The following is a 12,093-nucleotide window of genomic DNA, read 5'->3' as shown; positions in this document are numbered from 1 at the left end:
CGGCTTGTGTTGTCCCGAAAAGCGCTCATCCCGGATCGCTAGGCGAGATGCTTTTGCCCGAAGCGCTTCAGTACGCCACTCCATCCATCGCGTTGCCACCACTCGGCCTTGAACTCCTGGGCCAGGCTCTCCAGCCGGTATCCGCCGGCGATCAGATCCAGCAGCCGCTGGGATTGCGTCAAACTGAGCAGGTTGTTGTCCGTTACCTCGCCGAGACGGATCAGCGCGGCATGCGCACCCGCAGTCGCCAGGCAAGCCCTGATTTCATCGGCAACAGCCAGAGAGGTCGGGGTCTCGACTTCAAAAAAGGCGTGGTTGCTTTCATTTTGCTTGGTCATGTTTTCGAGGAGTGATATGAAATATCCAACTATACGTGAGCAAAGCACCCGAAATGTACACGGATTATCACGCGTCGAAATGACAACCCGTTTTTTTACGTTAATTTAACTTACGGTTAAGCCAGCTTGAGCCGGTTGACGAACCACCTGCCGGCCGGACCGGGCGGATGATCCTTCATGTGAATCGCATGCATGGAGAAGCCCGGCGCCTGTCCGGCGTGCATCTGCACTTCGATGCGCACCAGCTTGCCGGTGCGCAGATCCTCCTCCACCATATGCAGCGGCATGTAGCCCCAGCCCAGGCCGGCGCGCAGGAAGGCGTGCTTGGCGCCCAGGTCGGCCAGCCGCCATGTCTGCGATGACATCACGCCGAAGTTGCGGCCGGCCGTCAAGGTCGAGCGGTCGGTCAGCACCAGCTGCACATGCCGCGCGGTCTCGGCTTGCGCTATCGGTTGCCGCGCCAGCGTCAGCGCATGGCCGGGCGCCACCACCGCCACCGCCGCCACACTGAGCAGGAATTCGGAGGCGCAGCCGGCAGGAATTTCCGGCAGCGAACCGATGATCGCCACCCGGCAGTTGCCATCCAGCAGAGGCTGCACCACGGCGCCCAGCGCCTCGACATACAGCCGCAGCGGCGTCGCCGGGAACGCCTGGTGAAACGCCTGCACGGCGGCCGTCAGCGTCTCGATCGGGAACATCACGTCGACGGCGACCGCCAGTTCCGGTTCCAGCCCTTCGGCCAGCGTGCGCGCCTTGGCCTTGAAGGCGTCCATGCTGTTGGCGGCTTCCCTGGCCTGTTCCAGCAGTGCCCTGCCCGCCTCCGTCAGCTGTGGATAGCGCCCTGTGCGCTCGAACAACGCAAACCCCACTTGCTGCTCCAGGTTCGCCAGCGTGGTGCTGACCACCGACTGCGCCCGGCGCAGCTTGCGCCCTGCGGCGGAAAAGCTTCCTTCGTCAGCGGCGGCGATAAAGGTGCGCAGCTGGTCCATCGACATGGCGTCAAGCATGTATCTACTCCTTGGATGCTATATATCTAATTATATAGGCTTCCGAGATACATAGGCCCAGCCTAACATAGCACCATGCACTGACAAACAAGGAGCAAGCAATGAACCAAGGACAACGACAACTGGCCCACCGCACCGCCGGCAACCGGCGCGGCGGCATCACCCGGCTGGTCAGCCCCGGCGACGTCGGCCAGCTGATCAAGCCTTTCGTCTTCCTCGACCGCTTCCAGATGGAGGCCGGCCGCGGCGGCAAGATGGGCATGCATCCGCATTCGGGTATCGCCACGGTCACCGTCATCATGGACGGCGCCATCGAGTACAGCGAAACCACCGGCAGCGAAGGCGTGCTGCAGACAGGCGGCGTCGAGTGGATGGCGGCGGGCAACGGCGTCTGGCACGACGGCGGCCCGGTCGAAGGCCAGGGCGTGCATGGGTTCCAGCTGTGGCTGGCCCTGCCGGCCGAGGATGAAAACGGTCCGTCGCACAGCCAGTACCTGGCGGCGGCACAGGTACCGCAAGACGGCCCGGTGCGCGTGATCATCGGCCGCTACGGCGATGCAGTCAGCCCGATCAAGCCGCGCGCTTCGATCAACTACCTGCACGTGAAGCTGGAAGACGGCCAGCGCTGGACCTACACGCCACCCGCCGGCCATGACGTGGCCTGGGTATCGGTCGGCAACGGCGCGCTGCATGCCGCCGGCACAGTGATCGGCCGCGAAGTGGCGGTGTTTGAAGAGGGCGAGGCGGCGATAAGCTTCGTCGCGGAAGGCGCGACGGAATTCGTGCTCGGATCGGCAGTCAAGCATCCCTACGATCTGGTCACAGGCTATTACTCGGTACACACCAGCGTAGCCGCGCTGGCGCAGGGCGAAAACGAAATTCAGCGCATCGGCAAGCAACTGCGCTCAGCAAATTTAATTTAATCCATCCATTGAAAGGAAATGCCATGAACACCACCAACACCACCGTCATCCCGGTTATCGGCCGTATCCTGCTGGCCACCATCTTCGTGCTCAGCGGCTTCGGCAAGCTGATGGCGCCGGCGGCAACGATAGGCTACATCGAATCGTCCGGCCTGCCGTTCGCCACGCTGGGTCTGGCCATCGCCATCGCCGTGGAACTGGGCGGTGGCCTGCTGCTGGCAGTCGGCTACAAAACCCGCCTGGTGGCCGCCGTGCTGGCCGGCTTCTCCATCGTCACCGGCCTGGCCTTCCACCACGCGATCGGCGATCAGAACCAGATGATCCACCTGCTGAAAAACTTCGCGATGGCAGGCGGCCTGCTGCAAGTGGTGGCCTTCGGCGCCGGCGCCTACAGCATCGACAACCGCGGCGTCGCCAGCACCGGCCGCAAACTGGCCTAAGCCAGGCAAGCTCACGCAGCCGTGAAAAGCTGCGCGCGGCTGCGCAGGCGCGGCGCGACGAAATCCAGGAAGGCGCGCAATTTCAATGGCAGCGGCGCCTGTCCTTTGTGCACCAGATTGATGGGTAACGGCGCCGACTCGAACCCGTCAAGCACAACGCGCAGCGCACCGTCGCGCAGGGCGTCCGCCACCTGATAGGACAGCACGCGCACCAGTCCGACGCCCAGCATCGACGCCGCGATCGCCGCCTCCGCCGTATTGACGGCAAGCCGCGAATGCACGGGCACAGCCAACTCCGACTTGCCCGCCCCGAACACCCAGGCGCGCTTGGATGCGAGCACTTCGAAGGTGATGCACTCATGGCCGGCAAGGTCGCGCGGCTTGGCCGGCACGCCATGCGCCGCCAGATAGGCCGGGCTGGCGCAGACAACCCGGCGCACCGCGCCCACACCCGTCGCGACGAAGGTGCTGTCGGGCAGTTCGCCGATGCGGACCGCGACGTCGGCCGCTTCGTCCATCAGATGCACCACACGGTCCGTCAGCACCAGATTGACGTCGATCTCCGGATACTGCGCGAGAAACTCCGCCACCACCGGCACCACGTGCAGACGTCCGAACACCACGGGCGCCGTGACCACCAGCTCGCCTTTGGGCACGGCATATTCCCCCGTCGCGGCGCGCTCGGCCTCGCCGATTTCCTCGAGTATGCGCCGGCACGCGGCCACATAGGAGGCGCCGGCTTCCGTCAGCGACAGCTGCCGCGTCGTGCGGTGAAGCAAACGCGTCTTCAAATGGGATTCCAGTTCCGCCACCTTGCGGCTGACCGTCGCCAGCGGCATGCCGAGGCTACGCGCCGCGGCAGACAGACTGCCCGCGTCAACGACGGCGACCAGGACAGACATGGATTCAAGACGGCTCATCTGACTCTATCAAATTATGGAAGGATGATTCCCGATCTTATGGGATTCTCTTTGTGTATGCAAGCACGTAAGCTGCGGCCATACATTGAAAGGAAAGCGTCATGAGCAGCCAGTCCCAGTCTATCCCCTCCGCCAGTCCGGAGACTCCCGCGATGGCGTCGCGCGGCAAGATCGTCATGATGGCGGTCATCGCCGGCGCGGTGATCACCAACGTCTATTGCACGCAGCCGATCCTGCCGCTGATCAGGGCCAGCCTGGGCGTCGACCTGGCGACGGTCGATCTGGTCGCCGGCGCGGCGCTGCTGGGCTTCGCCACCGGGCTGGCGCTGCTGCTGCCGCTGGGCGACCGCTTCGACCGGCGCAAGCTCGTGCTGGGCCAGATTGCGGTTGCTTGCGGCTTCGGTGTCGCGGCGGCGGTCTCGCCGGGCATCTGGTCGCTGGTCGCGGCGTCGTTTGGGCTGGGCATGGTCAGCTGCGTGCCGCAGCAACTGGTGCCCTTCGCCGCCGTCATGTCGCTGCCCGCCGAGCGCGGGCGTTCGGTCGGCACGGTGGTCAGCGGCATCATGGTCGGCATCCTGCTGGGCCGCACGATCAGCGGCGCGGTGGGTGCGGCCTACGGCTGGCGCGCCGTCTACGGGCTGGAAGCGGCGTTCATGGTCCCGGTCTGGATCGCCGCCGCGCTGCTGTTGCCGCGCGGCGTGCCAAGCACCGACCTGTCCTACGGCCGCCTGCTTGCCTCGCTGTGGCCGCTGGCGCGCGACCATCGTCCGATACGCGAATCGATGATGGTGCAGGCGCTGCTGTGGGCGTGCTTCAACGCTTTCTGGGTCAACCTGGCGGCGCTGCTGGCGAATGGCCCCTGGCACCTCGGCAGCGCCTGGGCCGGCGGCTTCGGCATCATCGGCGCGGCCGGCGCGTTGGCAGCCTCATTCGGCGGCCGCGCCGCCGACCGGCTGGGATCGCGCAGCGTCATCGGCGCCAGCATCGGCATCGTCACGCTGGCTTACGTGCTGCTGGCCGGGGCGGATACGTCGCTGGCCCTGCTGGTGATCGGCGTCATCGTGCTCGACATCGGCGTGCAGTCCGGCCTGGTGTCGAACCAGACGCGCGCCTTCGCGGTCGATCCCAAGGCGCAGGGACGCATCAACAGCCTGTATATGACCGCGACGTTTTCCGGCGGCGCGCTAGGCGTCATCGCCAGCGGCTGGCTGATGACGCGCTTCGGCTGGCACGGCATCGTCGCGCTGGGCATCGCGCTCGGACTGGCCGCGGCGGCCATCCACCGGTTCGGCACTCCTTCGGGGAGCAAGGCATGAACATCACCACTCTCGGCCAGAACCTGGACGACTACGACGCCTTCTACGACATGCTGACCGACAGCCATCAGAACCTCAGCGACGACCAGAGCAAGATACTGAACGCCCAGCTGATCCTGCTGCTGTCGAGCCATATAGGCGACATGGCCGTGCTGCGCCAGGCATTCGCGCTGGCGCGTGTTCACGCTGAAATGACGGAAGCGCACTGAGGCTTTGCGCCACCAGGCCCCTACTTCGCCGGCTTGACGAACAAGGCCTGCAGATCGCCGTAAGGCATCGCCTTGTCGATCAGCGGGCCGGCGCTGCCGGTGGCCAGGAAACCCTTGGCCATCTCGGCGGCGACGGCCCACAGTGCCTGCGGGATGCCGGAGCCCGCGCTCAGACGGCGCACGCCCAGCTTGTGCAATTCGTCCGCCGACGGCACACCCGGCCAGTCCATCACGTTCACCGGCAGGCCGGCGCCCGCCACCACGGCCTTGATGTCGGCGACCTTGCAGATGCCCGGCACGAACAGGCTGTTGGCCCCGGCGGCCTTGTAGATGGCGGCGCGCTTCAGCACCTCGGCAACGCGCTCCCCTTCCGGCGCCAGGCCTTTCAGATACACATCGGTGCGGGTGTTGATGAAGATATCCTGGCCAGACTGCGATGCCAGCTTCTTGATGGCGGCGACCTTGGCGGCCAGCGCCTGCGGCGTGCCGTTGCCGTCCTCCAGGTTGATGCCGGCGACGCCGGCCTCGATCAGCCGCAGCGCATGACGGGCGACCACTTCCGGATCTTCCGAGTAGCCGTTTTCCAGGTCCACCGTCAACGGCACCGTCAGCACGCGCGCGATGTTGGCGGCCACGCCGAGGGCGACATCGGCCGGCATGTTGTCGCCGTCGGCGTAGCCGGCGGCCCAGGCCACGCCGGCGCTGGTGGTGGCGATGGCCGGTGCGCCCAGGCTCTCGAACAGGCGCGCGCTGCCGGCGTCCCAGGCGTTGGGCAGGTGTAGCAGCTTGCTGCCGTCGTGCAGTTTTTCAAATGCGGTAAAGCTTGGATTCATGTCATCTCCTAATGGTTGGTGGTGGTTCTTGTCGCTTGCTTGTTCTTGTACATCTCGGCGTCGCCCCGCGCCAGCAGGTCGGCGATGGCGCCGCGCGCATCGGGCGGCAGTTCTACCTGGCCGACGCTGAAGCGGATGTCGTAGCCGCGCCGGTCCACCTCGTTGCGTTCGTTGATCGCGGTGCGCAGGCGCTCGACCACCAGCGCCGTTTCGTCGCGGTTGGAGTCGATCAGCAGCGCGACGAATTCGTCGCCGCCCAAGCGCGCCGGCAGGTCGCTGCTGCGCAGGACCTTGCGCAGCGTTTCTGCGAACACCTTCAGCGCCCGGTCGCCCTCGGCGTGGCCGAAGGTGTCGTTGATTTGCTTGAAGTGGTTCAGGTCGAAGAACAGCAGCGACGCCGGCTTGCTCATGCGCGTGCACAGCTGCAGCGCCTGCGGCGCCGACGCCTCGAAGCCGCGCCGGTTCAGCAGCAGCGTCAGTTCGTCGACGGTCGCCATCTGCACGGCCGCCACTTCCTGCTCCACCATCGTGGCCAGGTCGCGCAGCAGCGCCACGTCTTCGTCGCCGAAGTTGCGCGGGTCGAAGTCCACCAGGCACAAGGCCCCCAGCCGCGACCCGCCCGGCACCGCCAGCGGATAGCCGGCGTAAAAACGGATATAGGGCGCGGAAGTCACGTAGGGATTGTCGCAAAAGCGCGGGTCGGTCCGCGTGTCCGGCACCACCAGCATGCCGTCATTGACGATGGTGTGGGAACAGAACGACAGTTCGCGCGGCACCGGCGCCGAGGACTGGCCGGCGCAGGACAAGGCATACACGGCGTCCGTGTCGACCAGCGTGACCTTGGCCACCGGGACGTTGAACAGGCGCTTGGCCAGCCGCGTGAGCCGGTCGAAGCGCTCGTCCGGCGCGCTGTGAAGCAAGCCCAGCGAATGCAGGACATGGATACGCTGGGTTTCATTGGCAGGCATCTGCGGTGCTGACATGATGTTCCCTCCGGGCTGTACGTGAAATAAGCGGTCAGAAGATAAGCTGTCAAAAAAGGCTGGCTTGCGCCGTCGTCAGGCTGGTAAAACTGTCGTGCATCGGCAGCAGGATCGAATCGGCGATCGGCTGCAGCTGCTTGGTCAAATAGTGTTCGTAGTCGATGTTCGAGCGCATGACCTCCAGCGGCTCGGGGCCGCCGGTCGTCATCACGTAGCTGATCCAGCCGCCATTCTGGTAGCGCAACGGCCGGTGCTGCGCTTGATTGTACTCGTCGGCCAGGCGCGCGGCACGCACTTGTGGCGGCACGTTGACCTTGTATTCATCGAGCCGCTGGCGCAGGCGCTTACGATACACCAGCAGCTCGTCGTAGTCGCCGGACAGCGTCTTTTGCGCATATTCGCGCACGAAGTCCTGGTAAGGCTCATCCTTGAAGATGCGCTTGAACAGCCCCTGCTGGAACTGCTGCGCCAGCGGCGTCCAGTCGCTGCGCGCCACCTCGAGGCCGCGGTAGATCACTTCCTCTTCGCCCTTGCCGTTGATGGTCAGGCCGGCGTAGCGCTTCTTGCTGCCCATCTCGGTGCCGCGTATGGTCGGCATGAAGAATTTCTGATAGTGCGTGTCGAACTCGATCTCGAGGTGGCATTCCAGGCCGTGCTTTTGCTTCAGCATGGTGCGCCACCAGGTGTTGATCTTGTCGGCCAGTCCCTGCCCTATCGCCAGCGCCTCGCCGTTCTCGTACTCCTTCTTCAGCCAGATGAAGATCGAATCGGTGTCGCCGTAGATGACGTCGTAGCCTTCCGCCTCCACCAGCTCGCGGGTCTGCTTCATCATCTGGTGGCCGCGCAGCGTGACCGAGGACACCAGGCGCGGATTGAAGAAGCGGCACTCGGTCGCGCCCAGCACGCCGCAGAAGGAATTCATCAGCAGCTTCAGGGCCTGCGACAGCGGCTCGTTTTTGGCACGCTTGGCGGCGTCGCGCTGCTTCCAGATTTGCGTGGTGATCTCGGGCAGGCAGTGCCGGGTGCGCGAGAACACGGTGCCGTTGACGCCCTCCACCACGGCGGCCGGATTGTCGGCGTGCTCGCCCTCGATCAGCCCGACCGGATCGACCAGGAAGGTGCGGATGATGGACGGGTACAGGCTCTTGTAGTCGAGCACCACCACCGAATCGTACAGGCCCGGCTTGGAGTCCATGACGAAGCCGCCGGGCGAGGCGCCGCCCGAGATGTCGCCGACATTCGGCGCGACATAGCCTTCGCGATGCATGCGCGGCAGGTAGTGGTGGCCGAAGGCGGCGATCGAGCCGCCCAGGTGGTCGGCCTGCAGCCCGGTCACGGTGGCGCGCTCGATCATGAAGGCCAGCAGGTTGGCCTTGTCGAAGATGCGCGTGACCAGCTCGCAGTCCTTCAGGTTGTAGTGGGCCAGCGCCGGCTTGTCCTCGTGGAAGCGGCGCTCAATCTCCGCCATCTTGTCGTAGACGTCGCCGATGTCCTTGCCCTCGCCCAGCATCGCCTGCGACACGTTTTCCAGGCTGAAGGACGGGAACATCCACGACGCCGCCTTCAGCGCGTCGATGCCGTCCAGCACGATGCGGCCGACCACCGGCGCGAACATATAGCCTTGTTTGCCTGGATGCTCGCGCCATTCGATGGTCTTGCCTTCGCGCCCCAGCGTCAGCGGGATCTTGTGCTTGTCGGCGTTTTTCTGCAGCACGCGCAAATCGAACTGCACCACGTTCCAGCCGACCAGCACGTCGGGGTCGTGGCTGGCGATCCAGGCGTTGAGCTTTTCGATCAGCTGGCGCGGCGTGGCACAGTATTCGAGATCGAAATCGATCTGCTGCGACGACTGCTGCGGCTCGCCCAGCATGTAGACCTGCCGCTGGCCGCAGCCTTCCAGCGCGATCGAATACAAGTCCTCGTAGGCGCTGGTCTCGATATCCAGCGACACCATTTTCAGCCTGGGCCGGTAATCCGGGGCGGGCTTGAGCTTGCAGTTGTGGATGGAATGCGCGCCTTCCGGGCGGCCGCCTTCGATCTGCACGCCGGCGGTGATGAAGCGCTCCATCAGATAGCGCTCGGGCGGGCGGATGTCGGCCTCGTACATCTTGATGCCGTGCTCGCGCAAGGTGCGCTCGAGCGCCGTCAGCTGCTTGTAGCGCGAGGAGTAGACGCCGATCACCGGTTGCTGCTCAAACGTCTTGAGCTCCAGCTCGCGCAGTTCGATGCCGGCGTTGGCGTCGATCAGGGCGGCGATGGCGTCACGCTGCCCGGCCTCGGCAAAGGCCACCGAGGTTTGCGCGGTCAGGCGGATTTTCTTCGGGCCGTCGTCGGTCGCCAGCCAGAATTCGAGCTCCGTCCCCTGGGCGGTGTCGCGCCAGTGGCGGGTCAGGATGAATCCTTGTTGGGGTGCGTGCGTCATGCCAGAATTATACTGTATGCGCATACAGGCCGCCCATCCTCAAAAAAAATCGCATGCCCGGGACTGCGGCATGCGATTTCAGGTACGGCTAAAGCCTGGCTGATGCTTAGTAACGCACGTCCAGCTTGACGCTGAAGAAGCGGAACACGTCGCGCGGCGGCACCCAGCTGTTGACCGTGAGCGACGGCGAGGTCGAGGTCGGGCCTTCGCGGAACGACGGGCCGCTGGCATTCGCGTTAGGAATGTAGAAGCGGTCGAACAGGTTGTTGACGCGGAAGCTCAACTGGTAGCGGCCCGCCGGCTCCTTGATGCCGAAGCCCAGGTCGGTGATGCTGTAGCCGGCGTTGACCGAACGCGGATCGTTGTTGATGTTGGTCTGGTAGTCGTTCTGGTAGCGCGTGTTGAAGTTGATGAAGCCCTTGAACGGCATGCTCGGAACCAGGAACTCGTAGTTGGCGCCGATGTTCAGCTTGATCTTCGGCGTACCCGGGAACACGCTGTTGTCCAGGTTTTGCACACCGGTGGTCGAGCCGGGAGCGATCGGGAAGCAGGCCGTATTCTGGCCGGCGATCGAACCGTTGGCGGCCAGCTTGGTGGTGCCGACGGCGACGTTGGTGGCGTCGGCGTAGCACGGACCGTTGGCCCACTTCTCGATGGTCGGCAGCGTGAACGCCAGCGCCGCGTTGAAGGTCAGGTCCTTGGCCACCAGCAGATGGCTGTCGACTTCGAAGCCGTGGGTGCGGATGCGCGGGATCGAATTGAGCTGGCTGTAGATGGTCGGATCGTTCGGCAGCACGTAGGTGACGTTTTGCTGGTAGTTGAAGAATTCCGAGTTGTACACCGTCGCGGCAACCGACATGCGGTTGTTGAACAGGTTGGCCTTGGTACCGATCTCGAAGGTCTGGCTGGTCTCCGGACGCACAGGGAATGCCGCCGCCGCCTTCAGGCCGGAGGTCACGTCGTAGGCCTTGCCCTTGTAACCGGTGGCGCCCATCACGTAGACCATCAGCTCAGGCGTGACTTGCTTCTGCAGGCTGACCTTGCCGGTGTAGGCGCGGTCGGCGTTGCCGGTGCTCTGGAACTGGTCCACGCCCACGGCGCCCGGCACGAAGCTGGCGCGGTCGACCTGGTTGGTGTAGTAGTTGCGCGCATAGTGGAAGCCCGAGGTTTCCAGGTTGTCGCGCAGGCCCGCTTCCAGGGTCCAGGTCGGCACGAACTCCCACGACGCCTGGCCGAACACCGCCTTGTTGGTGTTGTAGATGTCGGTGTAGTAGTTGGTCGGGCTGGACGGCGAGGTGCCGCTGCAATTGGTCGGCGCCACGCAGTAGCCGCGGATGAAGTGGCGGTAGATTTCGTTATGCGCCGCCCACAGGCCGGCCACGTACTTGAAGTTGCCCTTGTCCGGCGAAACGTAGCGGATCTCCTGCGTCTTGGTGCGGATGTCGTAGGTGCCGAACTGGTTGTTGCCTTGCGTCAGGGCGGTCTTGCCGGCTTCGGCGATGGTCGGCACGTCGGTGAAGTCCTGGTCGCGGAAGTCGTTGGCCAGGTACTGGTCCACCGAGCTGATCGACATCAGCGTGGCGTCGTTCGGCAGCGTGTACGACACTTTCAGGCCGGTGCCGCGGTCGCTGGAGACCAGGCCGGTCGGGAAGTCGCGGCGCACGTTGCGGTTGTTCGGATCGTTGACGTTGATGCCCGCCAGTACCTTGGTGGCCGGCAGCAGCGCGTTGCCGTTGAAGTAGGCGCCGTCCAGGCCGACCGGCACGCCCTTCAGGAAGAAGCCGTTGATGGCGGTCACGCCCTTGGTGTTTTCCGAATAGTTGTAGTGCGGCGTCAGGTCGACCGACAGGTTGTCGAGCGGCGTCCACTGCAGCTTGGCCAGGAAGGTCTTGCCGCCCGAGCCGTTGACGTCGCGGCCGTCGGTCAGGTTGTGGAAGGTGCCGGCCAGGCGGGTGTTGCTGGCGGCGATGCGCATGGCGAATTGGTCGTTGATGCGGCCGCCCATCGACGCGTTCAGGCGCCATTCATTGTCGTTGGTCAGGTAGGCGCTGCCGCGGTAGGTCATCGGGCCCGACAGCGGCTTGGTGACGATGTTGATCGCGCCGGCCACGGCCGACTTGCCGAACAGCGTGCTCTGCGGGCCCTTCAGCACCTCGATGCGCGATACGTCGGCCAAGTCCTTGAAGGCCTGGAACTGGGTGGCGATGGGGATGTCGTCGATGATGACGGCCACGTCGGATTCGACGCCGATGCCGACCGAGACGGTACCGATGCCGCGCATGAAGATGGCGTTATTGGCGGCCGTGGTGCCGGAACTGATGGTCAGCGACGGCATCATGTTGACCACGTCTTCGATTTCGCGGATGTTGGTGCGCTGGATTTCCTGCTCGCTCATGACCGAAATCGCCATTGGAACGCTTTCCAGTTTTTCGACGCGTTTGTTGGCGGTCACCACCACGGTTTCCAGCTCGCCCGGCTTGGCGGTGGCCTGGTCCTGCGCTTGCGCGGTCATAGCAAACAGCGCCAGTGCCAACGCGGACGCCATCGGCGTCATCTTGATGGGTTTCATGGTCGATTGTTGCTTGTAGTTGTTGTTAAACACTATTGTCCCCTAATTAACAGATAAAAACTGAGGTGCAGCTGCTTTACGGTGATGCGGCTGGAAGTTAGGTAACCGTTTATTGGTACCGGTACCAGTTGTA

The 12,093-nt window shown here is 64.4% G+C and carries 11 protein-coding genes; 4 read left to right on the top strand and 7 right to left on the bottom strand.

Going from position 1 to position 12,093, the window contains the following annotated elements; genetic code table 11:
- Positions 1-38 precede the first annotated feature (38 nt).
- A complete protein-coding gene (locus ABWW33_RS06190; RefSeq protein WP_176654527.1) occupies positions 39-338 on the bottom strand; it encodes a hypothetical protein in 300 nt (99 codons plus the stop codon).
- 116 nt (positions 339-454) lie between these two features.
- Complete coding sequence (locus ABWW33_RS06185; RefSeq protein WP_353400052.1) at positions 455-1,345, bottom strand: LysR family transcriptional regulator; 891 nt, start codon at positions 1,343-1,345, stop codon at positions 455-457.
- Positions 1,346-1,446: 101 nt separating this feature from the next.
- Here ABWW33_RS06185 and ABWW33_RS06180 point away from each other — a divergent pair, with 101 nt between their 5' ends.
- A complete protein-coding gene (locus tag ABWW33_RS06180; RefSeq protein ID WP_353400049.1) occupies positions 1,447-2,268 on the top strand; it encodes a pirin family protein in 822 nt (273 codons plus the stop codon).
- 23 nt (positions 2,269-2,291) lie between these two features.
- On the top strand, positions 2,292-2,708 hold the full coding sequence (locus tag ABWW33_RS06175; protein ID WP_353400046.1) for a DoxX family protein: 417 nt from the start codon (positions 2,292-2,294) through the stop codon (positions 2,706-2,708).
- Positions 2,709-2,719: 11 nt separating this feature from the next.
- Here ABWW33_RS06175 and ABWW33_RS06170 read toward each other — a convergent pair whose 3' ends face one another.
- Positions 2,720-3,628: a LysR family transcriptional regulator gene (locus ABWW33_RS06170; protein WP_353400044.1), complete on the bottom strand. Its 909-nt coding sequence runs from the start codon at positions 3,626-3,628 to the stop codon at positions 2,720-2,722.
- A 101-nt stretch (positions 3,629-3,729) separates the two neighbouring features.
- Here ABWW33_RS06170 and ABWW33_RS06165 point away from each other — a divergent pair, with 101 nt between their 5' ends.
- Entirely contained in the window at positions 3,730-4,944 is a 1,215-nt protein-coding gene (locus ABWW33_RS06165; RefSeq protein WP_353400041.1) for an MFS transporter, read from the top strand.
- Positions 4,941-5,153, top strand: a complete 213-nt coding sequence (locus tag ABWW33_RS06160; RefSeq protein ID WP_353400038.1) for a DUF2783 domain-containing protein — start codon at positions 4,941-4,943, stop codon at positions 5,151-5,153. The genes ABWW33_RS06165 and ABWW33_RS06160 overlap by 4 nt, the downstream gene beginning before the upstream one ends.
- Before the next feature lie 20 nt (positions 5,154-5,173).
- Here the strand turns inward: ABWW33_RS06160 and ABWW33_RS06155 are convergent, their stop codons facing one another.
- From ABWW33_RS06155 to ABWW33_RS06140, 4 genes are all read right to left on the bottom strand, one after another.
- On the bottom strand, positions 5,174-5,986 hold the full coding sequence (locus ABWW33_RS06155; RefSeq protein WP_176654534.1) for an isocitrate lyase/PEP mutase family protein: 813 nt from the start codon (positions 5,984-5,986) through the stop codon (positions 5,174-5,176).
- 8 nt (positions 5,987-5,994) lie between these two features.
- Positions 5,995-6,969 carry a sensor domain-containing diguanylate cyclase gene (locus ABWW33_RS06150; protein ID WP_176654535.1) on the bottom strand — a complete coding sequence of 325 codons (975 nt, stop codon included), beginning with the start codon at positions 6,967-6,969 and terminating at the stop codon, positions 5,995-5,997.
- A 49-nt stretch (positions 6,970-7,018) separates the two neighbouring features.
- A complete protein-coding gene (locus ABWW33_RS06145) occupies positions 7,019-9,391 on the bottom strand; it encodes a DNA polymerase II (protein ID WP_353400034.1) in 2,373 nt (790 codons plus the stop codon).
- 106 nt (positions 9,392-9,497) lie between these two features.
- Positions 9,498-11,960, bottom strand: coding sequence for a TonB-dependent receptor (locus ABWW33_RS06140; protein ID WP_353400031.1), 2,463 nt, complete (start codon positions 11,958-11,960; stop codon positions 9,498-9,500).
- Between the last annotated feature and the right edge of the window lie 133 nt (positions 11,961-12,093).

Source organism: Duganella hordei (assembly GCF_040369125.1).
In the GTDB taxonomy this organism is placed as follows: domain Bacteria; phylum Pseudomonadota; class Gammaproteobacteria; order Burkholderiales; family Burkholderiaceae_D; genus Rugamonas; species Rugamonas hordei.
Note: the sequence above shows the minus strand (reverse complement) of the source record. Positions and strands in the feature narration are given on the sequence as shown.